The organism is Anaerococcus sp. mt242 (genome assembly GCF_016798225.1).
Taxonomy (GTDB): domain Bacteria; phylum Bacillota; class Clostridia; order Tissierellales; family Peptoniphilaceae; genus Anaerococcus.
The window spans coordinates 20,962-43,598 of sequence record NZ_JAEUYX010000003.1 but is presented as its reverse complement, the minus strand read 5'-3'; the positions used below and the strand labels follow the sequence as shown (position 1 = coordinate 43,598).

Sequence of the window (22,637 nt, the reverse complement as noted above, 5' to 3'; positions counted from 1 at the left end):
TTCTATTAATATAATTTTGCCCCAGCTGGGATATTATTGCTTACCATTAGGACATTTAGTTTTTCTTCACCGTTTTGCTCATGTACTGCTGATAGAATCATACCTTGAGATTCCTCACCCATCATTGCTCTTGGTGGTAGGTTAACTATGGCTACTAAGTTTTTGCCGATTAACTCTTCTGCTGTGTAATGTTTTTTGATACCTGATAGGATTGTTCTTGGTGTGTCAGATCCATCATCAAGGGTAAATTTAAGAAGTTTGTTTGATTTTGGTACTTCTTCACAATCAGTTACTTTTACAACTCTAAAGTCAGATTTTGTAAATGTATCAAAGTCTATATCATCATAGAAATCTTCTGTTTTTACACCTGTAAAGTCTATTACTTCATTAGTTTCTTCAACTGTTTTTGTAGGTGCTATTTCATTGCTTTCTACAGCATTTTTGCCAGTTGGTTTCATAGTTGGGAATAATAGGACATCACGGATTGAGTGTTGGCCAGTAAGCAGCATTATCACTCTATCAATACCTATACCAAGGCCACCTGTTGGAGGAAGTCCTACTTCTAGAGCATTTACAAAATCGTGATCCATCATTTGTGCTTCATCATCACCTTTTTCACGTTTAGCAACTTGAGCTTCAAATCTTTCTCTTTGATCTGCAGCATCATTTAATTCTGAGAAGGCATTTGCTACTTCTTTACCATTAATAAATGCTTCAAATCTATATGTTAATGATTTATCATCATTTTTTCTTTTAGCTAGTGGTGAGATTTCTACTGGGTAGTCAATTATAAATGTTGGTTGGATTAGCTTATCTTCTACAAATTCTTCGAAGAATTCTGCGATAATTTCTCCACGTGCATCTTTTACTTCAACGCCTTTTTCTTTTGCAATTGCAACTGCATCTTCATAGGATGTGATTTCGTTAAAGTCGATACCAATTTCATTTTTAATAGCATCAATCATAGGTATTCTAGCCCATGGAGCTTTTAATTCTATTTCTTGGCCGTCATATTCGATAGTGGTTTTTCCTAAAACATTTGTAGCAACTGTTTCTACCATATGTTCGGTAATTTCCATCATATCTTCGTAATCAGCATAGGCTTGGTAAAGTTCCATTGCGGTGTACTCAGGATTGTGAGTAGCATCCATACCTTCGTTTCTAAACATTCTGCCCATTTCATAAACTTTATCAAATCCACCGACAATTAGTCTTTTTAGGTAAAGTTCGTTTGCAATTCTTAGATACATATCGATATCTAAAGTGTTGTGGTGGGTTATAAATGGACGTGCTGTAGCTCCCCCTGCAATTGTATTAAGAATTGGAGTTTCTACTTCTATAAATCCTCTACCGTCTAAAAATTTTCTAATTTCAGTAATGATTTTGCTTCTTAAGTAGAAAACTTCTTTTACTTCTGGATTTACAATAAGGTCTAGGTATCTTTGTCTATATCTTAAGTCAGGGTCTTTTAGTCCGTGCCATTTTTCTGGCAATATTTGTAAGGATTTTGTTAGTAATTGAGGATTTTGTGTTTCAATTGAAATTTCACCTTGATTGGTCTTAAATACATTTCCTTCTATACCAACGATATCACCAATATCGTATTTTTTAACTTGTTTGAATTCATCACCGATAACATTTTTACGATTTACAATTTGGATTGTTCCAGATTCATCTTGGATATCCATAAAGCTCATGTTTCCGTGACCACGTTTTGCTCTTATACGACCAGCAATTCTTACAGACTTGCCATCGTAATTTTCAAAATTATCTTTAATTTCATTTGCAGGTGTGCGGTCCTTAAAGTTTACAATTTCGTGTGGATCTCTGCCTTCTTGCTTAAGTTCTTCAAGTTTTTCTCTTTTAATCTTAAGCATTTCATTTAAATCTTTGTTGTTATCAGTCATCATTTCTCCTTATTTAATGTCTTTAATAGTGAAATACATTTTGCCGTTTGGAGTAGCTACTTCTACCCTGTCTTCGACTTTTTTACCTAAAAGTGCAGCACCAACTGGTGATTCATTTGATATGAAACCTTTTATTGGATCAGATTCTGCTGTTCCAACGATTTTGTAATCCAAAGTTTCATCAAATTCTTCATCATATACTGTCACTGTATTTCCTACCCCAACTTCATCAGAATTTAAGTCTACTTCGATAGTTTTTGCATTTCTTATCATATCTTCAACTTTTGCTATACGACTTTCGATTTCACCTTGTTCATTTTTAGCTTCATCATAGTCAGCATTTTCTGATAAGTCACCAAAACTTCTTGCAATTTTGATTTTTTCTGCAATCTCTGGTCTTCTTTTGGTTTTTAAGTACTCTAATTCGTCTTCTAATTTTTCTAAATATTCTTTAGAAAGTATAACTTCTTTATTTTCTGCCATTTCATCCCTCTAAAACATTCTTATATTCATCTAATAAATCAAAAATCTCTTCTTTTGTTTTTAATTTATTAACTTCATCTCTAACTTTGCTTGAATCTGGTAAACCCTTGATGTACCAGCCTACATGCTTTCTCATTTGATTTACTACTAGTTTTTGATCTTTAAATTCTAGTGATAAATCGTATTGCTCTCTAATCTGATCTATAATCTCACTTGGAGTTATTGGAGTATAGTCTCCAGTTTCTAGATATTCCTTAATGTATTTAAATAAAAATGGATTGCCCATTGCTCCTCTTGCAAGCATAACGCCATCAGCATTTGTCTTTTCGATAATATTTTTAAAATCATCTACAGTAAATACATCACCATTTGCAATTACTGGTATAGTAAGAGCTTCTTTTAATTTTTTAATATCATCCCAATTTGCAATTCCACTATAATGTTGTTCACGTGTTCTGCCGTGGAGGATGACATAATCTACTCCATTATCCTCGCAAATCTTACCAATTTCAATATAATTTTTTAAAGATTCATCTACGCCTGATCGAAATTTTACATTTATTTTTTTATTAGTTGATTTTACTAAAGTTTTTGTAATCTTATCTACTAGATCAGGTTCTTTCATTAGGGCAGAGCCTTCCCCATTTTTAAAAATTTTGGGTGCAGGACAACCCATATTAAAACTTAAATCGGTAATATTTTCAAGTGGGTTTATCTTATCTTTAATAGCCCTTTCTATTTTTTCTGGATCTCTACCAAAAATTTGGACATTTGCGTGTTTTTCTTTTTCTGAGATAAAAAGTATCTCATCAGTTTGCTTATTATCATAGACCATGGCATTAACACTTGCCATTTCTGTAAATGTTTTATCAGCACCATATTTTTCGCAAATTATCCTAAAGGCTACATCAGTAACTCCTGCTAGGGGAGCTAGCATTAACTCTTTATTTTTTAATTCGGTCATAAATAATTTTTAGCCCATCTAGCATTAGATCAGGTTCTATATATTCGATATATTTTGATTCATGAGCAATTAATTCTGAGTATCCTCCAGTTGCAATTACATTTATTTTCCCACAAAGTTCATAATCATTTACAAGATCTTTTTCTATTTGTTCGATTACTCCATCTATTAGCGAAATATAACCATACACAATACCTGCATTCATACTTTCAGGTGTAGTTCTTGCAATTGCTGTTGTTGGATTTCGAAGTTCTATTTTTGGTAATTGAGCAGTCATTCCAAAAAGACCATCTTGGGCAATTCGGATTCCTGGAGCTATCGACCCACCTAGGTATTTTCCTTCTTTAGTAATTACATCAAAAGTTATTGCTGTACCCATATCAACAATTATCGCCGGACCACCGTATTTGTTAAAAGTTGCAACTGCATTTACAATTCTGTCAGCTCCAACATCCTTTGGTGATTCATAATCATTTATAATTCCAGTATCGGTTTTATAATCAATAATTATTGGATCTTTACCAAACATCTTTCTATTGCACGATTGCCATGCATACATGATATCTGGAACTACTGAAGAAATTATGGTATCTTCAATGCAATTTTTTTTAATCTCATGAATTATGAACATATTAAAAAGGGTAGCTACCAATTCGTCGCTGGTGCGTTTTAAATTTGTAGCCACTCTATATCTGAATTCTAATTTACCATTGTTAAAAACACCAAGCACAGTGTTGGTATTTCCAATATCTACTACTAGAAGCATCTATTCTCCCCTTAGAGTTTTATAATCAAATTTAACCCTAATATGATACGATATTTTTTGTGATATTCAAGCTATTTACCTAATTTATATTTTCTAATTAGATCATTAAGAGGCTTGATATCCTCACTTTTTACTTTTGTTGCTTCACTAGTATCTTGCCTATCTTTTTTTACTGCCATTACAAAATCATTTTTTTCTTTATCAAATCCCCATTTTTTAAGCTCTTTGTAGGTATAAAAAGTAGAATTAATTAAGATTCCATTTTCTGCAACATATAATTTATTTTGCTGAGCCACTAAGAATACAATTGCTAGGACAACCATTACTACTGACATATAGATAGCATTTTGGTTATTTTGTTTAATTCCTGCTATTAAGTTAAAAACTCCTGTTGCAAGTAAAAAGGCTAATAGTACCCATTCAAAAGTGGTAGATGGTCTATCAAATTTATTAATATCTCCTGCAAGTAGCTTTTTATTTTTAAATGATTTATAAATTCTATAAATAAAAAATGCAATAATTGCAATATACATTATCAAAACAAAGTTATCTAAATTATTTTTTCCCTTAAACATAATATCTCCTTAACAAAAAATAGGTCAATTGACCTATCCTTCATAAACTGATCTTTTTAGTACGCCGATATATGGCAAGTTTCTATATTTTTGATCATAATCAAGACCAAATCCAACAACAAATTCATTCGGTATTTTAAATCCATACCAATCTGGTTTTATCTTAACTTCTCTTCTTTCTGGTTTATCAAGCAAAGTTACAATCTTAATATCTTTTGGATCCCTTTTTTCTAAATTGTTTTTAAGTTTCAAAAGTGTATTTCCAGTATCGATAATATCTTCAACTAACAATACATTTTTATCGGTAATATCAGTATCTAAATCTTTTAAAATCTTAACATTTCCACTAGAAGTAGTGCCACTTTCATATGAAGAAACAGCCATAAACTCTAAATTTATATCAAGCTTTATATGTTTTGCAAGCTCTGACATAAACATAACTGAACCCTTTAAAATAGCAACCATTATCAAAGTATCCTCATCTTTGTAATGCTCATTTATGTTTGCTGCTAATTTTTTGATTCGAATATTTAAGCTTTCTTCATCAATCAAAATCTTTTCTATAATTTCGTTTGTATCATTAATCATCTTCAACCTCTATTTTTAAAATGTTTTTTGTACCACTATCGACCTTAAATTGTTCAGAAATTCTGTATCCTACTATCCAAATTATATCATCATTTGATAAAATTATAGGGATTTGATCCCTAATGCTTTTATCTATCTTTTCATCTATAAAAAAGTCTTTTAACTTTTTTTTGTGATCCATGCCAATCGGCCTAAATTTATCTCCATTTTCTCTTGTTCTAATTGTAAGAGGGAAAGAAATTTTGTCCAAATCAAAGTACCCTACATTTCTCGATTTATCTTTTTTTCCAAAAACTATGGACGTTTTAATTTTTCTACCATTAAAAACTATTTCTTCATCCAAATTAATTTTTTTTATGACACTATAATTCTGTTCACGATTTAAAATCATCAATTCATAGCTATTATAATTTTTTTGAAATACTAGTTTATCTTTTATAATTTTCTTTCCAGTTTGAAGATTCTCTATATTTATGAAGTCTTCTATATTCTCCTTAGAAATATTTTTAGTATCTCCTGTAAGTTTAAAAATTGCTATTCTAATTAAGCGAGTTTTTATAGGATAAGATATGTCTTCAAATTTTCCTTTATCAAATTTTACAAAATAATCTTTTTCATTTATTACTATTTCTTTATACTTTTTATCAATAATTTCATCTATAATAGCCAAATCATTTTTTATTATATCTGATAGATTAAAAAAGTTATTTATTGCATTTGGATTAATCTCACTAATTTTTGGAAAGATTTCATTTCTTATGTAATTTCTACTATAATCATTTTCTAAATTAGTTGCATCAATGGCATAGGAAATATTATTTTGATTTAGGTATTCTAAAATTTCTGATTTTTTAAATGATAAAATTGGTCTTATAATGTTTTTATTTTTATAATCCATGCCAGCGAGTCCATCTAATCCTGTCCCACGTGCCATACGAAATAGCATTGTTTCTGCTTGATCGTCCATATTGTGAGCAACGGCAATTTTTGAATTTCTATAAGAACTTGCTATATCATTAAAAAATTCATATCTTAGCCTTCTGCCGGCATCTTCTGGGGAGATTTTATTTGCTTTTGCAAGCTCATCCATACTCGCTTTTCTGACTTCTACCTTTAGCCCTAGCTTTTCTCCAGTATCTATTACTAATTTTTCATCAAAACTAGCTTCTTTTCTGTGTAAGTGGTTTAGATGAGCGAGGATAATAGTAAGATTATATTCATTTTTTATTTCATTGAGAAGATATATAAGAAATTGACTATCTGGTCCGCCACTGGAGCCTATTATTATGGTATCATTTTTATCTATTAAATTATATTTATTTATATTTGATAAAAATCTATTCGTTACTGTCATTATTTGTTTCTTGATCTAATTCTTCTGTTTTTTCTTTATCTTCTTTGTTATCTTTTTCTTCTTCATCTAGTATAGGTTTCTTTCCCTTAACCATTCCTAGTCTTTCTTTCGCAATTTTTTCTTTAAATTGATCAGTATTTCTAATCTCATAATCACTTTCTAGCGATGTTATTTCTTCATTTACTGCATCTAATTTTTTCTTAGTAGAATTTATCTCAGAATTAAGGGTGTTTATCTCTGCATTCATCATATTGTTTAAAAATACATAAGCAATAGTGCTAAGTATTAGTATGAGAAAAATGCTTAATAAAAATCGTCTATTTTTAGCCTTTCTCTTTTTTTGATAAGATTTTGCCCTAGCCATCTATCACCTCATACATTTCTTCTGCAGTTGTTTTTTTAGCTCCATCTATTAGATCTATAACTTTTATTTTTAAATTACTCTTTCCAAATACAATCTCGATTATATCGCCTTCTTCTACCACAGAACCTGGTTTTGCGAGATTTCCATTTATAGATACTCTACCATTTTCACAAGCTTCTTTTGCTACTTGTCTACGCTTTATTATTCTTGAATTTTTTAAAAATTTATCTATTCTCATAGCTTAATTTTACTATAAGGGAGGATTTATATCTAGGCAAAAAAATAAAAGCCCAGGATGGCCTGGGCTTAAAAGATTATTTTTATAGTAAGTTATCGTCTTCTGAATCTACTTCTTTAACATCACCAGATTCAACAACGTCTAATCTTTCTTTTCTAACTGTATCAGAAACTTTTTCGTTTTCTGTAACTGTTTCTGTATTTACATCTACTTCTTCTGTTACGTAAGCTTCTTTATCTACAGATACTTTTTCTTCGTGAATTGGAATTCTAATTTCTTCAGCTGTTTCATCAAATTGGTATCCATCAGCAGCTGTTCCATCTACTGCATGTCTTTCAACTGTTACTCTTTCTTTTTCTACTGGTACTTCGATTTCTTGAGTTTCAGTTACAACTTCTTTTTTAAGTCCGATTTCACCAGTTTGAACTTTTTCTTTGTTAACTCTTAATCTTTCTTCGTGAAGTCTGATTTTATCTCTTTTTGATAGGTCATCTCTTTCTAGTATATCTTCATCAATGTAGTCTTTTCTTTGTTCATAAGCTGTATCTACATATTCTGGATCTTCTAAATAGTCATCTCTTTCGATAGCTAGTACGTAGTTACCACTTTCAACAGCTCCAAGAGCTTCATCAGAAACTGTTCTATCAAATCCAAAATCTCCGAAGTAAGCTGGATCTAAATCTTCACCTGTGTAGTAAGCATAGATTCCGTTGTAGTCTGGATCTAGTGTGTCTCTATTTGCTCTATCAGAAATTCCATAGTATCTTAAGTTATCATTATTAAATTCGTTAGCAGAAATAACTTCAAGTTCACTGTCGCTAAAACCTTGAGCTCTTAGCTGATCAATTCTTGCTAGTAATTCATCTTCTGTTCTAAATGTTTCAAAATTTGCCATTATATATCTCCTTTTGATTTTTAACTTCTTAGACTCTCGTCTATATCGTTCTAGTAGCTATATACCCCCTAGAAAAAATTATTAAACATAAATATCAAACTTTTTTTAACTCTACAGTTATTTATATATGTTTATCAATATCTTCAAAATTTAATTTGGAATCATCGACCTTAAGTACTTCTCTTCTTACTGGTACCGTAATCTTTTGCATTTCTATATATTTTTCACGTTTAATAACTATTTCTTCTACAACTACTTTTTCTTTTTTTACACGTATTCGCTCTTCATGAAGAGGAATAGTAATAGTTTCACCATTTTTTAACTTTTCTAAATATTCATCATTTAAATTTAAAGTTTCCATGTGACATCATCCTTTCGCATCGCAGTTTATTAATTTATACCCACAATTTTAAAAGTATAGTAAATATGGTGATGATATGAATAATATTTTACATATAGATTGCGATGCTTTTTATGCATCTTGTGAAGAAATTAGAAATCCCAAGCTAAAAAATTTTCCTGTAGCTGTTGGCGGACTTACAAATAAATCAATTATTACAACTGCAAATTATAAGGCAAGAAAATTTGGCATCCACTCAGCAATGCCTGTTTTTATGGCAAAAGAACTTTGCCCAAATCTGATTTTAATACCTGTGGATCATCCTTATTATAGAAAAAAATCTGAAGAGGTATTTAATATAATTAAAAAATATGCGGTTAATTTTGAACAGGTTTCTATAGATGAGGCCTATTTGAGAATAGAAAATCAAAATCCATTTGCTCTTGCAAAAAAAATCCAAAATGAAGTTTTTATAAAAACTCAAATTAATGTATCTATAGGTATATCCTATAATAAATTTTTAGCAAAACTTGCCAGTGATTGGAACAAGCCTCATGGCATAAAAGAAATATCTAGGAAAGATGTTCCAGAAATCTTATTAGATCTTGATATAAAAAAAGTCCACGGTCTTGGTAGCCACGGAGTAGAAAAATTAAAAAAAATTGGAATTTATACTATAAAAGATTTACTAAGACTTGATAAAGACTTCCTAATAGGTCTTTTTGGCAAACATGGTTCCTATATTTATGGGGTCATCCGCGGTGAGGATGATAGAGAAATAAATCCCAGCCGTCAACGAAAGTCACTTGGTCGCGAACGTACTTTTAGAGAAAATACAAATGATATAAATATTCTTAAACAGTATCTAAAAGAAATATCTGAAAAAGTCGAAAATGATTTAGAAAAAAAAGATCTGCAAGGCAAAACAGTAAATCTTAAACTTAAAAATAGTGATTTTAAAACAATTACACGAGCTATAACCCTCCAAGAGCCCATTTATAAAAGAGAGGATATATATAAATCAGCTAGCGAATTATTAAACGAGGTTTACAAAAATGAATATATAAGGCTAATTGGCATCTCACTATCCAAATTATCTAATCGCAATAGTAACCAATTATCTTTTTTATAAAAGAAAAAGTACTGGATTTAACCAGTACTTTTTTTAATTTTACACATCTAGGCTTTCTTGAGTATCTTCCTCTTCGAACAAATCGCCTTCTTCTGATTGGCTTAATGATGCTCTTATTTTGCCTTCGATTTCATTCATGATATCTTGATTGTCTTCAAGATATGTTTTTACATTTTCACGACCTTGACCAAGCTTTTCTCCACCGTAGGAGAACCAAGATCCAGCCTTATCAACGATATCCATCTCTACAGCTGTATCTAGGATAACCCCAGACTTTGAAATACCAGATCCATACATGATATCAAATTCTACTACCTTAAATGGTGGTGCCACCTTATTTTTTACAACTTTTACACGAGTACGTGATCCGATAGAATTATCACCTTCTGTAATAGTTTTTATTCTACGAATATCAAGTCTAACTGATGAGTAGAATTTAAGGGCACGTCCGCCTGTTGTGGTTTCTGGAGATCCAAACATTACCCCAACTTTTTCTCTTAATTGATTGATAAATACTACTGTTGTGTTTGATTTTGCAATAACACCAGTAAGTCTTCTTAGAGCCTGACTCATAAGTCTAGCCTGTAAACCTACGTGGCTATCTCCCATTTCCCCTTCAATTTCTGCTCTTGGTACTAAAGCTGCAACTGAGTCAATAATAATTAAATCTACAGCTCCAGAACGCACTAAAGATTCAGCAATGTCTAAACCTTGCTCACCTGTATCTGGTTGGGATAGGATAAGATTATCAATATCTACTCCTAAATTTCTAGCATATTCTGCATCCATGGCATGCTCAGCATCTATAAATGCACACATATGGCCTTGTTTTTGATCTTCTGCAATCATATGAAGGGCAAGGGTTGTTTTACCAGATGATTCTGGACCAAATATTTCTATAACCCTACCGCGTGGGATACCACCTATTCCAAGTGCAATATCAAGATTGATGGCACCTGTAGGTATAGCTGAAACTGCAACTTTTGGAGCCTCGCCCATTTTCATTATTGAGCCTTTACCATATTTTTTTTCAATATTTTTAAAGGCTTGGTCTAATGCTTTTTGTTTGTTATCATCCATATTAATCTCCTATATATTTTCTAAGTCCAAAACTTCTTTGTTTTTGATTATATAATCAAGTCCTGAAATAATCGTTAGGATAACTGCTATATAAAATACATATATTCCTATATTATTTAAAGTAGTATTGTTTACTAATAGTAAAACTAGTGCTATCATCTGGTTAGTTGTTTTTAGTTTTCCCCATTTGCTAGCTGCAATAGTTATACCCTTATCGGCTGCAAGTGTTCTAAAACCTGTTATAGTTAGCTCTCTTGCTATAATAATTATTACCGCCCAAGCAGGTATTATACTTCCTTCTACCAAAACTATAAATGCCGCCATGGTTAATAATTTATCTACCAATGGATCAACAAATTTACCAAATGTTGTAACTAGATTGCGGCTACGAGCTAGGTGGCCATCGAGTGCATCTGTTAAAGATGCAATTACAAATACTATTGCTGCAATATTATATGTACTCCCATACATGTAATACAAAACTAGAAAAACCGGAATTAAAAGTAATCTTAAAACCGTAACTTTATTCGCTATATTCACCTAAATCTCCTTCAAAATAAGACCTATCTACCAAGACTTTTCTTGGTTTGCTACCCTCATATGGGCCTACAATTCCTTTTGCTTCAAGCTGGTCTATTATCCTACCAGCTCTTGCATATCCAATTCTAAGTTTTCTTTGTAAAAGCGAAACTGAGGCTGTATTTTCGTCTATAATTATTTTAGTGGCCTCATCAATTAGTTCATCTTCATCATCTACTTCTTTTACTTGAGAATTTTCTTCAACTGTTTCAATGGCTTCTTGATTGTAATCAGCCTTGGTTTCTTGTTTTATATAATCAACCACATCTAAAACTTCTGTATCAGATACAAAAGCTCCTTGGATTCTTAGTGGCTTCATAGAATCACTTGATGCATAGAGCATATCACCCTTTCCTAGAAGCTTTTCTGCTCCAGATGTATCCAGTATTGTTCTAGAGTCAGTTTGGCTTGTAACTGCAAAGGAAATTCTAGATGGAATATTTGCCTTAATTGTACCGGTAATTACATCAACTGTTGGTCTTTGAGTTGCAATTACTAAGTGGATTCCGCAGGCTCTAGATTTTTGAGCTAGACGCATAATATAATCTTCCACTTCACTAGCGGCCGTCATCATTAAATCAGCAAGCTCATCTATAATAACTACTATATATGGTAAATTTTCCATAGATTCATCAGTTTCAGCTGCTTTTTTATAGCCTTCTATATCACGGACATGGTATTTTTGAAAGGCCTTATATCTTTTTTCCATCTCAGATATAGCCCAAAATAGCGAAGAACTAGCTTTTTTAGGATCTGTAATAACTGGCATTATCAAATGTGGTATGCCATTATAAACTGAAAGCTCAACCACTTTAGGATCTATCATCAATAATTTTACATCATCTGGTGAATGTTTGTACAAGATACTCATTATTATAGTATTGATGCAAACTGACTTACCAGATCCAGTTGCCCCAGAAACAAGTAAGTGTGGCATTTTTTCTATGCCAGAAACTACTGGATCACCAGCAATTGACTTACCCATAGCAAAAGGTATTTTTGACTTGGCATTTGCAAATTTTGATGTAGATATTATTTCCTTAAATCCTACTATTTCTTTGCTATCATTTGGAACTTCTATACCAACATGACTTTTTCCAGGAATAGGGGCTAAAATTCTAATTCCACTAGTTGCTAGAGATAAGGCCAAATCATCCGCAAGGTTTAATATCTTACTTACCTTTACCCCTCTTTGTGGTTTTAATTCATAGCAGGTTACTGTAGGTCCTATGTCAATTTGAACAACTTTTGCTTCTATACCAAAACTTTCTAAAGTTTCTTCTATGGCTAGGGCCTTTTCTTTTATTTCGCCCTCATCAATTGATCCTGCATCTGACCTATCTTCTAGTAAATCAGCTGGTGGATAATTGTAATTATCAAATTCTTTTTTAAAGCTATCATCTAAGTCTTTCATCTCGATTTGCTTTGACTTATAGCTTCTTACTTCTATCTCATCATCTTCTGAAAAATCGTAAGCTTTGATTGGTTTTCTTTTTGGTTTTATTTCTCTTTCAACTGGATGATCAATCTTTTGGGATATATCAGTTTCTGTAATAGCTTTTTCTTCTAAGGTTGGTCCAAGATTGTGGTTGTCATTAGCTACAATAATTTCTTCATCACTTGTATCAGCATTTTCTGTATTTTCTCTTGATAGCTGTCTTTTTTCTTTTAGCCTATTAAAAAATTCTGTAATCTTAGTTCCAATTAGAATTAAAACATCTCTAAACTTTCTAATAAATTCTCCATAAGTCAAAGGACTAATCCCTATAACAAATAAAAATATAGAAAGTACAAACAATATATCAAGTCCCAGGCTTCCTAGAAAACTAATTATATAATATGCAAAAAATCCACCAATTAGTCCTCCAGAGTCAGCTGCATTTTGGATGCTATAATCCATTGACCAGCTTAAATCATTTCTGACAAAAGCTTTTGAGAAAAATGATAAAGTCATTATAAAAAGTAAATACAAAAACAAAAAGTTTTTAATATTTTCTTTGTACTTATCCCTATAAGCAAATAAAAAACTTACAAATATAATTACTGGAAAAGCCAATGCAAGTTTTCCAAATGTTCCTTTAAAAGCATTTGTTATAATATTTCCAACTTTTCCTGTATTTGATGAAAATATAAATATAAATAAAATTAAAGATAGGCCCATCATTACTAATGAAAATACATTAAAATCAAAGGCCCATTCTCTCTTTTTCTTAGCTCTATTTTTTGGAGGCTTATTTGTAGATTTTTTTCTTATTCTATTGTCATTTTTAGTGTTTGTCATAATTACCTCACTATAAATTATATATGAAATGAATAAAAAAATAAACCTTGGTAAAGATAAAAGGCAGCTAGTAAAACTTAGCTGCCCAAAGAATTTATTACTCAGTCTTGGTTTTTTCTACATTCATTTTTGTAAATATGGTTATTATAATAAAAACAATCGAAAATCCAAGTAATATAAAGGTATTAGTATTGAAAAATGAGTAATTTAAATCTGTATTTATATTTTTAATATTTGCCACATAGTAAAAGGAAGGGAATATTTTTCCTAGTTTACTAGCGAAATCGCCTAATAGTTCTTGTGGTACAAATATTCCTGTCAAAAATGATGATCCCAGAGAAAATACATTCATTATTCCTGTAATTGTATTTTGATTCTTTGCAAGTTTTGATATCATTACCGCAAAACATACAATAGTTGCTGTAAATAATAGTGCATTTGCCATCATTTGCACAGTTGGTTTTGAAAACGTGAAATCTTTAAAGAATATACAATAAAAAATCATATAGACTAACCAAATCCCTAGACCACAAACTATATGGCCAAGGATTATTTGTAAATTTTGCTTAGATTTTTTAAGAGGAGATATTAAATTTCTTTTGTTAGTACTTTCTTTATTATAAGTAAGACTTATAATACCAACCATCATTATGATCTGGCTCATAATTACATATCCAAGCATCCTAAAAAAGTATGGTGCATTATCTTTTTGATTTTTTACAAGCGATTTAACTTCCACATCGATATCTTTGTCAAAATTTTCTTTTGCATTTTTTATAGCTTCTTTTGTCGAAAATCCTGCTTTTTCAAATGTATCAATTTGATTTAAAAATGAATTTATTTCATTTTTTGCATAAAGTGTATAGGAATTATCATAAACTTCTTTAAAATCAAGCTTACCATTCTCATCAAAATCTTGAGGTATTGTTAAAGCACAAACTATCTCTTCGTAAAATAATTTGTCATCAACCTTATCATCATCAATTTTTACTAGATTGTGATTTTTATCTATGAAATCTACAAGAGCCTTAGACCTATCAGTATTTGATTGATCATTTACATAAATCGGCAATTTTAAATTACTATATTTATCAACAGGATCACCAGATTTTGTAAATATAAAAATTAATACTAAAAATATTACCGAATACAATAAGAGTGACTTAATATGACTTTTTAATATCTTAAAATAATTTTTAAATACTATCATACTGCTTACCTCTAGTAAATATATATGTTAGGACTATAAAAGATAATGTTACTGCCAAAAGCCAAGCTATATTATTGTAAAATCTGTCAAAGGTGTCGTAATAGTACAAGGAATATATCCCATCACTAATAAGAGCAACTGGATTTAATTTATTTATGATTGAAGCATTATCAGCAATCATTACTTTGACATTCGAAACCATCATGCCAGCTAAAAAAGACATTAATAATGACAAAGCTAAACCAATTCCAGATTTGATTTCAATATTAGCTTTATTGCTAGAACCAATTAGCATACCCAAAGATACTCCACAAAGGGCACCTATGCCGGTAATCAACAATAGTTCTACTAATTTCTCAGAAAAATCAACCCCTAATATTTTATTGAAAATTATTATAGTTACTATTGATATTAAAAAATTTAGAATAAATCCAACACACATGGATGCAAATAAGCTTACTTTTTTATTTACTGGAGATATTGCATTTCTTTTTGCAACTGTAGATAGATTTGCTTCATATTGGTGGATTATTTCAAGCCCCCAAGAATAGCCATATATTAATTGATAAGCAATCAAAGCAAAGAAAAATGTCATCATTGGATCTAATTTTTTTCTAGGACCCTTAATATTTAAGTAGGACTTTTCTTCTAGAATAGTATCGAAATCAGGATTTGGATTTTTTTCAAGGATTGTTTTTATCATTGATTCCCTCATATTATAATATCTTAATAAACTTACCAAGATACTTTCAAAAACCCCATTTTTCTTCACAATAACTTTGTCTTTTTTATCGATGTAGGCCTTGATTTCTTCCTTGTCTAAATCCTTATCATCATCGACTGGAGATATATCTAATATTTCTTCTTCTATCATATTATCAGTGAAGTTCTTAAAATTTTGATCATCCAATAATTTTTCATTTACTGCAACTTTTATAGGCTCAAATTCATCAGCATTTACAATATTTCCAAGTGCTAATTTAAAAAACACTCCAAGAACTAGAGGAAATATTAAGGCCCAGAATAATAAAGATTTTTGTCTAACAAAGACCCTAAATGTCTTTTTAAATTCATGGAAAAACATACTAGTCCCTCAATTCTTTACCAGTTAGTGATAAAAATACATCATTAAGTGAGGGAGACTGGCTAGTAAGACTGTCATAGGCCACTGAATTTTCATTTAAAATACTAATTAGCTTTATTAAATTATCCTTTCCATGGCCAAAGCTTAGATGATAAAAATTGTCCTTAGATTCAAAATTAACAAGAGTTTCCATTGATTTTATTTTCTTTATTACAGAATCATCTAGATTTTCACTAACAAAAGAAACTTTTTCGTTTATAGCAATTATATTTTTTAGACTATCAGAGCTGCCTTTAGCAATGACTTTTCCCCTGTCAATTATTACTATATCATCGCATAACTCCTCGACTTCATCCATGTAATGAGATGTATATATTATAGTAGCCCCATTCTCGTTTAACCTTTTAATGCCTTCTAAAATATTATTTCTAGATTGAGGATCCACAGCTACAGTCGGCTCATCAAAAATTATTATTTCTGGTTTGTGGGCTATACCACAAGCTATATTGAGCCTTCTTAGTAAACCACCTGATAGCTCCTTTGGTTTGAAATTTAAAAAATCATTTAAAGCTACTAAGTCGATAGTTTCGCTGATAAGTTTTTTTCTTTGCTCTTTATCTTTTATGTAGAGGCCACAAAAATAATCGATATTTTCATAGACACTTAGCTCATCATATACACCTACATCTTGAAACACTGCACCAATTTTTTCTTTTATATCATAAGATTCCGGTGTCATTTCTTTGCTATAAATTTTAATTGACCCTTTATCTTTTTTTATAAGGGCTAAAAGGCAATTTATAGTTGTTGATTTTCCAGATCCATTTGGGCCTAAAAGTCCTAGTACCCTGCCTTTTTTCACATCTAAATCCAGATTATCAATGGCTTTTATTTTTTTATAAGATTTTTCTAATCCTCTTATTTCAATTATATTTTCCATAGGCTCCTCCTAGGGAAATTATATCATCATTTAATAATTAATCTAATATATAAAATAAATTTTACATTTTTTAGTGGGTACAAAAAAATCGGCATTAAGTTTTACTTAATAACCGATTTATTTTTTTATTATTTATTTCTTGGATCTTCATCAGCTGGCCATGCCCCAGCTTTTGGATTGTTTTTGTAATCTTCTTTTTCTTCTCTTTCTGGTTTTTCTAAAAGAGCTTTTCTTGATAGGTTAATTCTGCCTTGTTTGTCGATTTCTGTTACCTTTACAGTAACTTCATCTCCAACTGCAAGTACATCTTCTACCTTGTCAGTTCTTGTATGGTCAATTTGAGAAATGTGAAGAAGTCCTTCTTTTCCAATTGCAATTTCGATAAAGGCACCAAAATTCATAATTCTAGTAACTTTTCCTGTGTAAACATCTCCTACTTGTGGGTCAGTAACAATTGCGCGAATCATTTCGATTGCCTTTTTACCACTTGCTCCATCAGTTGAAGCTACTGTTATGTGTCCATCATCTTCTGTCTCGATTGTTACACCAGTCTCATCGATAATTTTATTAATTGTTTTACCACCTGAACCTATTACATCACGTACTTTTTCTGGATCAATATCAATTGTGAAAAGTCTTGGTGCATAATCAGATATATCTTCTCTTGGTTTTTCAATTGTAGATTCGATTAAATCAAGGATTTGCATTCTAGCTTCTTTTGCATTATCAAGTGATTCCTCTAAGACTTCACGAGTAATTCCTGCAATTTTCATATCCATTTGTAGGGCAGTAACTCCATCACGAGTTCCAGCAACTTTAAAGTCCATATCACCAAGGTGGTCTTCTAGACCTTGGATATCTGTAAGAATTGAAATAGATTCGTCTTCTTTAATAAGTCCCATTGCAATACCAGCAACTGGTTTTTTAATTGGAACACCTGCATCCATTAGTGAAAGTGTAGATCCGCAAATTGAAGCTTGAGAACTTGAGCCATTTGAGCTTAAAACTTCTGATACAACTCTGATTGTATATGGGAAGTCACTTTCATCTGGCAATACTGGCACTAATGCTCTTTCTGCTAAGTGACCGTGACCAACTTCACGACGTCCTGGTGCACGAAGTGGTTTTACATCTCCTACACTAAATGGTGGGAAGTTATATTGGTGCATGTATCTTTTTTGAATTTCTTCACGATTTAAACCATCAATGATTTGAACATCCGCTGGTGAACCAAGTGTAGTTACTGATAAAACTTGAGTTTGTCCACGTTTAAATAAACCTGATCCATGTACTCTTGGTAAAAGTCCTGCTTCTGCTGAAAGTGGTCTGATTTCTTTAAGATCACGACCATCTGGTCTGATTTTATCAATTGAAATCATACGACGCACTTCAAGTTTCATGATATTATCGATTACTCTGTGGATTTCATCTTCACTTTCTGGATAATCTGGTAAAAATCTTTCTTTTGCAGATTCTTCTATATTAAACATAGCTTCGCCACGTTCCATTTTATCAGTTGTTCTGATAGATCCTTTAATAGCTTCAGCATATTCTGCTGTAATCTTTTCTTCAAGCTCAGATGGCACGATAACTTCTACCATATTTTTTTCTTTACCGATCTCATCAATTATTCCTTGAATAAAGTCAGAAATATGGCCGATTTCTTCATGGGCAATAAGCATTGCTTCAAGCATTTGTGCTTCAGTTAGCTCATTTGCACCAGCCTCAACCATGTTTATAGCTTCTTTGCTACCTGCTACTGTAAGATCTAATTCAGATTTTTTTCTTTGTTTTTCATTTGGGAATACAACAAATTCACCATCTACAAATCCAACAGAAACAGCTCCTACTGGACCGTTAAATGGTATATCAGAAGTCCCAAGTGCAATACTTGCCCCAATTGTTGATAGGCAATCTGGCTGATTATCTTCATCCATTGATAGAACTGTAGCAATTACTTGCACATCATTGTAATAATTTTCTGGGAAAAGTGGACGCAAAGGTCTATCCATTTGGCGGGAAATTAGGGTTGCTTCATCAGATGCTTTACCTTCTCTTTTTAAAAAACCACCAGGGATTTTGCCAACTGCATATAATTTTTCCTGAAAATCACAAATTAGTGGAAAAAAGTCTATCCCTTCTCTTGGTTTTTCACTAGCTACTGCTGTTACTAAAAGAGAGGTATCACCACATTTTATGTAACATTCGCCATTAGCCTGTTCTGCAAATTTTCCTATTGTTACATCAAGCTCATATCCATGATTTGATGTATAAATATAATTTTTCTCCATCTTTTCTCCTAAAAAATAAGGCGGGATATACCCCGCCAATCTACTAACCTCTGATGCCTACTTTTTCGATAATAGCTCTATATCTTTCGATATCATTATCTCTTAAGTAGTTTAATAACCCTTTTCTACGTCTAATCATTTTGAAAAGTCCTCTTCTTGATGAGTGGTCTTTTGGATTAGCTTTTAAGTGTTCTGTCAAATCTTTAATTCTATAGCTTAAAATTGCTATTTGAACTTCTGGAGATCCTGTATCTCCTTCTTCTAATTGGTATTCTTTAATTAGTTCTGTCTTTTTTTCTTGTGATAACATAATTTTTCCTCCTATATGTTGCATTTGCCTTTGACCGTGTAAAAGTCGAGGTTGCATTTACAAAGCCAAGGTACCTAAGGTATTATACCAATAAAAAAAGCATTTGTAAAGCTTACAAATACTTATTATTTATGGTTTCAATTGCTCTTTTTTTATCCATTTCCATCTGATTTATTAATTCATCAACCGAATCAAATTTCAAATCATCACGGAAAAATTCCAAAAACTCAATTGTTATATTTTCTCCATATATATCCTGATTAAAATCGAGGATATATGTTTCTATTTTTCTATAATCATTTTCAAAAGTAGGATTAGACCCAACATTGCTTAAAGCAAAGTGATTTTTCCCCTTTACATTTACCCTAGTTAGATAAACTCCATCTTTTGGGATTGTGTAAGAAAATTTCATTTTAAGATTTGCAGTTGGGAAATTTAAAGTGCGACCTCTTTTATGACCATCCACTACTTGTCCTATTATTTTATATGGTCTTGCTAAATATTTATTTGCTTTTTTTATATTGCCACTTTTTATAAGCTCTTTTATATTTCCTGATGATATTTTCTCACCATTATCAAGTTCAAAATCTATAATGAATGTCTCATAGGCAAACTCATCTTCAAAGCGAGCTAAGGTTTTTATATTACCTTCAGCATTCTTTCCAAAATGGTAGTCCTCGCCTATGACAATATATTTAGTATTTAGCTTTTTATATAAAATTTGTGAGATGAATTCTTTAGGACTTAGGGATCTAAATTCCTCATTAAAATCAAGGATGCAAAAGGTATCCATGCCCATATTTGCAAGTATTTCAATCTTATCATCTAAACTTGTCAAATAATCTTTTTCATCATGTAATGTTTTCTTGCTATTTTCTTTAAAAAGTAAAACAGATGGGACCAGATTAAGTTGTCTTGCAATCTCCAAATCTTTTTTTATAAGCTTTTGATGGCCTATGTGGATACCATCAAAATTACCTAAGGCTATAGCCTTGGGTTCAAAGTCAGTCATGCCCCTATCTAGGTCATATATTTTAATATTATTTTTCATAAAATACTTTCTCCATTTTTAGAAAATATTTGTCGTTGTCTTTGTGGGTCTTGCCAAGTCCTATAAAATCATCTTCAACATAGACTCTAATCAGTTTATCAAAATGGCACTTATCAATATGCATGGTCATTCCATTTGTAGCCTGTTTAAGATATGATTTATCAAGAACAATCTGTGGATAGTCTTTTAAGGCATAGTCTACTGGCATTAGCTTATCTAAAATTTCCTCTTTGCTCATTTTAAGTAAATCTTCGGAATTAATAGCATCTTCTATATAAAAATCACCAACTTTAGAACGAGTCAAACTATTTACATATGCGAAAGAACCTAAAGATTCTCCCAAATCATCAATAAGAGTTCTAATGTAAGTGCCTTTTGAGCAAGTAATCTTAAATATTGCTTTTGGAAAATCAAAGCCAATTATTTCAAAAGAAAAAATATTTACTTCACGTTTTTTTCTTTCAACTTCGACTCCCTTTCTAGCCAAATCGTAAAGTTTTTGACCATTTACTTTTAAAGCTGAATACATGGGTGGGATTTGTATAATTTTGCCAGTGAAGTTTTCCATCTCATTTTTTAATTCTTCGATAGAAAAAACTTTATCAGAAGTATCCACAACTTCCCCATCATAATCAAGAGTATCAGTTCTTTTTCCAAAAATAGCTTCTGTAATATATTCTTTTTTCTCATCCATTAAAAAATCTGAAACTCGAGTAGCTTTTCCAATTACAATTGGCAAAACTCCACTAGCTTCAAGATCCAAAGTACCAGTATGGCCCACTTTTCTTATATCAAGAGCCTTTTTTACAAGGCTTACGCATTTATTAGAAGAAATGCCTACTTCTTTATTTATGTTTAAAATTCCACTTATCATCTATATATTTTGTAAAATTTCACGCGCCTTAGCCGCTGCAGACTCTAGACTATCATCGAAAATTGAAAAACCACTGGCATTGGCATGGCCACCACCGCCGTTTTCTCTGGCAGTTTTTGATATATCAACGCCTTTTGATCTCATAGAAACCTTGTACTCACCATTACCATATTCTTTTAATAGCATGGAAATACTGATGCCTTCTAAATCTCTTAAGGTATTTGCAATGTGTTCGCTATCGCCCATTTGCACTCCATATTCATCTACCTTATCGATTGAAGCAACAGCAAAAACCCTATCTCCCATAAATTCCGCATTGGCAATAAGGTCTGTTTCAAATTGTAATACATTTATAGGTTTATTTTGATAAAGGGCTGAGTAGATTTTTTCCTTATCTGCTCCTAAATCAATTAATTTTCCAGCAATTTCAAATGTTTCACGATTTGTATCATAATACATAAATCTGCCAGTATCAGTTACAATTCCTGTAAATAATAGGTTTGCCGTTTTTTCATCTAATGGTAAAGCCATTCTTTCGATTATTTCAAAAATTAATTGGCAAGTTGCAGGAGCTTCTGGATGGATAATATTTAAATCTGAAGTGATTTTACCACCTAGGTGATGGTCAACTACTGCAGTTTTTTTAGAATTTGATGCAAGTGGTTGAGCATCTCCTATTCGGTCTAACTCTGATGCATCAAGGATTAAAAGCAAGTCATATGAATCTTTATAATTATTTTCATAAAATTCTAAATCTGGTAAAAATTTCAAATAATTATCGATAGTATCATGGCCTACTACTTGTGTATCTTTACCATAATTTCTAAGTGCTCTTGCAAATGCTAATGATGATCCTAGGTTATCCCCATCTGGATTTACGTGGGAGACAACCCCGATTGTCTCTGCATCATCTATTAGATTTTTAAGTTTTTCGATATTTTCATTACTAATTATCATTTTCTTGGTGAGCCCTCTCATCTTTTGCGATGGTTTCTTTGATTAATTTTTCCATATATGCACCATATTCGATTGATTCATCAAGTTTGAATCTGAATTCAGGCATGGAACGAAGTCTCATTCTATCACCAATTAGCATTTTGATGTAGCCTTTTGCTTGGTTTAGAGCATCTAGGACATCATCTTTTTTGCTAGTATCTCCTAGGACAGAGATGTAGCAATCAGCAAAAGAAAGGTCATTTGTGACCCTTACTTCGATTACTGAAACTCTTGCTGTATCTGATAGTCTTGGATCATTTAAATCATCTCTAATTATTTTTGATAATTCTTTTTGGATTTCTGCTCCAATTCTTTCAGTTCTTATTTTTTTCATT

Annotated in this window: 24 protein-coding genes; 1 reads left to right on the top strand and 23 read right to left on the bottom strand. The window is 31.4% G+C overall.

From position 1 onward, the window contains the following. Positions 1 to 5 precede the first annotated feature (5 nt). The 11 genes from lysS to JNO63_RS02220 form a co-directional block, all read right to left on the bottom strand. The gene (gene lysS, locus JNO63_RS02270; protein WP_203126829.1) at positions 6 to 1,907 is read right to left on the bottom strand and encodes a lysine--tRNA ligase; all 1,902 of its coding nucleotides are present in this window, start codon (positions 1,905 to 1,907) and stop codon (positions 6 to 8) included. A gap of 9 nt (positions 1,908 to 1,916) precedes the next feature. Beyond that, positions 1,917 to 2,390, bottom strand: coding sequence for a transcription elongation factor GreA (gene greA, locus JNO63_RS02265; protein ID WP_203126827.1), 474 nt, complete (start codon positions 2,388 to 2,390; stop codon positions 1,917 to 1,919). 1 nt (position 2,391) lies between these two features. After that, complete coding sequence (dusB, locus tag JNO63_RS02260; RefSeq protein ID WP_203126826.1) at positions 2,392 to 3,354, bottom strand: tRNA dihydrouridine synthase DusB; 963 nt, start codon at positions 3,352 to 3,354, stop codon at positions 2,392 to 2,394. After that, positions 3,335 to 4,120, bottom strand: a complete 786-nt coding sequence (locus JNO63_RS02255) for a type III pantothenate kinase (protein WP_203126824.1) — start codon at positions 4,118 to 4,120, stop codon at positions 3,335 to 3,337. Before JNO63_RS02255 ends, dusB begins: the two co-directional genes overlap by 20 nt. Positions 4,121 to 4,191: 71 nt before the next feature. Beyond that, positions 4,192 to 4,695 (bottom strand): DUF5673 domain-containing protein, encoded by a 504-nt coding sequence (locus JNO63_RS02250; RefSeq protein ID WP_203126819.1) that lies wholly within the window; start codon positions 4,693 to 4,695, stop codon positions 4,192 to 4,194. A gap of 33 nt (positions 4,696 to 4,728) precedes the next feature. Next, positions 4,729 to 5,283 (bottom strand): hypoxanthine phosphoribosyltransferase, encoded by a 555-nt coding sequence (gene hpt, locus JNO63_RS02245; protein WP_203126817.1) that lies wholly within the window; start codon positions 5,281 to 5,283, stop codon positions 4,729 to 4,731. Beyond that, positions 5,276 to 6,637 carry a tRNA lysidine(34) synthetase TilS gene (gene tilS / locus JNO63_RS02240; RefSeq protein ID WP_203126815.1) on the bottom strand — a complete coding sequence of 454 codons (1,362 nt, stop codon included), beginning with the start codon at positions 6,635 to 6,637 and terminating at the stop codon, positions 5,276 to 5,278. The genes hpt and tilS overlap by 8 nt, the downstream gene beginning before the upstream one ends. After that, a complete protein-coding gene (locus tag JNO63_RS02235) occupies positions 6,621 to 7,001 on the bottom strand; it encodes a septum formation initiator family protein (RefSeq protein WP_203126804.1) in 381 nt (126 codons plus the stop codon). Before JNO63_RS02235 ends, tilS begins: the two co-directional genes overlap by 17 nt. Further along, on the bottom strand, positions 6,994 to 7,239 hold the full coding sequence (locus tag JNO63_RS02230; RefSeq protein ID WP_203126801.1) for an RNA-binding S4 domain-containing protein: 246 nt from the start codon (positions 7,237 to 7,239) through the stop codon (positions 6,994 to 6,996). The genes JNO63_RS02235 and JNO63_RS02230 overlap by 8 nt, the downstream gene beginning before the upstream one ends. A gap of 82 nt (positions 7,240 to 7,321) precedes the next feature. After that, complete coding sequence (locus tag JNO63_RS02225; RefSeq protein ID WP_203126800.1) at positions 7,322 to 8,134, bottom strand: YsnF/AvaK domain-containing protein; 813 nt, start codon at positions 8,132 to 8,134, stop codon at positions 7,322 to 7,324. 121 nt (positions 8,135 to 8,255) lie between these two features. Next, positions 8,256 to 8,495, bottom strand: a complete 240-nt coding sequence (locus tag JNO63_RS02220) for a DUF2382 domain-containing protein (RefSeq protein ID WP_203126798.1) — start codon at positions 8,493 to 8,495, stop codon at positions 8,256 to 8,258. Positions 8,496 to 8,571: 76 nt separating this feature from the next. Between JNO63_RS02220 and JNO63_RS02215 the strand changes: the two genes are divergently transcribed. Further along, positions 8,572 to 9,606 (top strand): DNA polymerase IV, encoded by a 1,035-nt coding sequence (locus JNO63_RS02215; RefSeq protein ID WP_203126796.1) that lies wholly within the window; start codon positions 8,572 to 8,574, stop codon positions 9,604 to 9,606. Positions 9,607 to 9,645: 39 nt separating this feature from the next. Here the strand turns inward: JNO63_RS02215 and recA are convergent, their stop codons facing one another. The 12 genes from recA to rbfA all read right to left on the bottom strand — a co-directional run bounded on the left by recA (position 9,646) and on the right by rbfA (position 22,636). After that, entirely contained in the window at positions 9,646 to 10,686 is a 1,041-nt protein-coding gene (recA, locus tag JNO63_RS02210; protein WP_203126794.1) for a recombinase RecA, read from the bottom strand. Positions 10,687 to 10,695: 9 nt separating this feature from the next. Next, complete coding sequence (pgsA, locus tag JNO63_RS02205; RefSeq protein WP_203126792.1) at positions 10,696 to 11,226, bottom strand: CDP-diacylglycerol--glycerol-3-phosphate 3-phosphatidyltransferase; 531 nt, start codon at positions 11,224 to 11,226, stop codon at positions 10,696 to 10,698. Beyond that, on the bottom strand, positions 11,210 to 13,546 hold the full coding sequence (locus JNO63_RS02200) for a DNA translocase FtsK (protein ID WP_203126790.1): 2,337 nt from the start codon (positions 13,544 to 13,546) through the stop codon (positions 11,210 to 11,212). The genes pgsA and JNO63_RS02200 overlap by 17 nt, the downstream gene beginning before the upstream one ends. Before the next feature lie 97 nt (positions 13,547 to 13,643). Beyond that, complete coding sequence (locus JNO63_RS02195; protein WP_203126788.1) at positions 13,644 to 14,756, bottom strand: ABC transporter permease; 1,113 nt, start codon at positions 14,754 to 14,756, stop codon at positions 13,644 to 13,646. Beyond that, positions 14,743 to 15,840: an ABC transporter permease gene (locus JNO63_RS02190; RefSeq protein WP_203126786.1), complete on the bottom strand. Its 1,098-nt coding sequence runs from the start codon at positions 15,838 to 15,840 to the stop codon at positions 14,743 to 14,745. The genes JNO63_RS02195 and JNO63_RS02190 overlap by 14 nt, the downstream gene beginning before the upstream one ends. 1 nt (position 15,841) lies before the next feature. Next, complete coding sequence (locus tag JNO63_RS02185; protein WP_203126784.1) at positions 15,842 to 16,780, bottom strand: ABC transporter ATP-binding protein; 939 nt, start codon at positions 16,778 to 16,780, stop codon at positions 15,842 to 15,844. A 128-nt stretch (positions 16,781 to 16,908) separates the two neighbouring features. Next, entirely contained in the window at positions 16,909 to 19,071 is a 2,163-nt protein-coding gene (locus JNO63_RS02180; RefSeq protein WP_203126782.1) for a polyribonucleotide nucleotidyltransferase, read from the bottom strand. Between the two features lie 43 nt (positions 19,072 to 19,114). Continuing rightward, complete coding sequence (gene rpsO / locus JNO63_RS02175) at positions 19,115 to 19,381, bottom strand: 30S ribosomal protein S15 (RefSeq protein ID WP_203126780.1); 267 nt, start codon at positions 19,379 to 19,381, stop codon at positions 19,115 to 19,117. 112 nt (positions 19,382 to 19,493) lie between these two features. Continuing rightward, entirely contained in the window at positions 19,494 to 20,432 is a 939-nt protein-coding gene (locus JNO63_RS02170; RefSeq protein ID WP_203126775.1) for a bifunctional riboflavin kinase/FAD synthetase, read from the bottom strand. Beyond that, the gene (gene truB, locus JNO63_RS02165; RefSeq protein WP_203126774.1) at positions 20,422 to 21,306 is read right to left on the bottom strand and encodes a tRNA pseudouridine(55) synthase TruB; all 885 of its coding nucleotides are present in this window, start codon (positions 21,304 to 21,306) and stop codon (positions 20,422 to 20,424) included. Before truB ends, JNO63_RS02170 begins: the two co-directional genes overlap by 11 nt. Next, positions 21,307 to 22,263 carry a DHH family phosphoesterase gene (locus tag JNO63_RS02160; protein ID WP_238390457.1) on the bottom strand — a complete coding sequence of 319 codons (957 nt, stop codon included), beginning with the start codon at positions 22,261 to 22,263 and terminating at the stop codon, positions 21,307 to 21,309. After that, positions 22,253 to 22,636, bottom strand: a complete 384-nt coding sequence (gene rbfA, locus JNO63_RS02155; protein WP_203126772.1) for a 30S ribosome-binding factor RbfA — start codon at positions 22,634 to 22,636, stop codon at positions 22,253 to 22,255. Before rbfA ends, JNO63_RS02160 begins: the two co-directional genes overlap by 11 nt. Position 22,637: the final 1 nt, after the last annotated feature.

Coding starts and splice junctions, on each gene's coding strand:
- lysS (WP_203126829.1), bottom strand. CDS start 1,907: ATGACTGATAACAACAAAGATTTAAATGAAATGCTTAAGATTAAAAGA.
- greA (WP_203126827.1), bottom strand. CDS start 2,390: ATGGCAGAAAATAAAGAAGTTATACTTTCTAAAGAATATTTAGAAAAA.
- dusB (WP_203126826.1), bottom strand. CDS start 3,354: ATGACCGAATTAAAAAATAAAGAGTTAATGCTAGCTCCCCTAGCAGGA.
- JNO63_RS02255 (WP_203126824.1), bottom strand. CDS start 4,120: ATGCTTCTAGTAGTAGATATTGGAAATACCAACACTGTGCTTGGTGTT.
- JNO63_RS02250 (WP_203126819.1), bottom strand. CDS start 4,695: ATGTTTAAGGGAAAAAATAATTTAGATAACTTTGTTTTGATAATGTAT.
- hpt (WP_203126817.1), bottom strand. CDS start 5,283: ATGATTAATGATACAAACGAAATTATAGAAAAGATTTTGATTGATGAA.
- tilS (WP_203126815.1), bottom strand. CDS start 6,637: ATGACAGTAACGAATAGATTTTTATCAAATATAAATAAATATAATTTA.
- JNO63_RS02235 (WP_203126804.1), bottom strand. CDS start 7,001: ATGGCTAGGGCAAAATCTTATCAAAAAAAGAGAAAGGCTAAAAATAGA.
- JNO63_RS02230 (WP_203126801.1), bottom strand. CDS start 7,239: ATGAGAATAGATAAATTTTTAAAAAATTCAAGAATAATAAAGCGTAGA.
- JNO63_RS02225 (WP_203126800.1), bottom strand. CDS start 8,134: ATGGCAAATTTTGAAACATTTAGAACAGAAGATGAATTACTAGCAAGA.
- JNO63_RS02220 (WP_203126798.1), bottom strand. CDS start 8,495: ATGGAAACTTTAAATTTAAATGATGAATATTTAGAAAAGTTAAAAAAT.
- JNO63_RS02215 (WP_203126796.1), top strand. CDS start 8,572: ATGAATAATATTTTACATATAGATTGCGATGCTTTTTATGCATCTTGT.
- recA (WP_203126794.1), bottom strand. CDS start 10,686: ATGGATGATAACAAACAAAAAGCATTAGACCAAGCCTTTAAAAATATT.
- JNO63_RS02200 (WP_203126790.1), bottom strand. CDS start 13,546: ATGACAAACACTAAAAATGACAATAGAATAAGAAAAAAATCTACAAAT.
- JNO63_RS02195 (WP_203126788.1), bottom strand. CDS start 14,756: ATGATAGTATTTAAAAATTATTTTAAGATATTAAAAAGTCATATTAAG.
- JNO63_RS02190 (WP_203126786.1), bottom strand. CDS start 15,840: ATGTTTTTCCATGAATTTAAAAAGACATTTAGGGTCTTTGTTAGACAA.
- JNO63_RS02185 (WP_203126784.1), bottom strand. CDS start 16,780: ATGGAAAATATAATTGAAATAAGAGGATTAGAAAAATCTTATAAAAAA.
- JNO63_RS02180 (WP_203126782.1), bottom strand. CDS start 19,071: ATGGAGAAAAATTATATTTATACATCAAATCATGGATATGAGCTTGAT.
- rpsO (WP_203126780.1), bottom strand. CDS start 19,381: ATGTTATCACAAGAAAAAAAGACAGAACTAATTAAAGAATACCAATTA.
- JNO63_RS02170 (WP_203126775.1), bottom strand. CDS start 20,432: ATGAAAAATAATATTAAAATATATGACCTAGATAGGGGCATGACTGAC.
- truB (WP_203126774.1), bottom strand. CDS start 21,306: ATGATAAGTGGAATTTTAAACATAAATAAAGAAGTAGGCATTTCTTCT.
- JNO63_RS02160 (WP_238390457.1), bottom strand. CDS start 22,263: ATGATAATTAGTAATGAAAATATCGAAAAACTTAAAAATCTAATAGAT.
- rbfA (WP_203126772.1), bottom strand. CDS start 22,636: ATGAAAAAAATAAGAACTGAAAGAATTGGAGCAGAAATCCAAAAAGAA.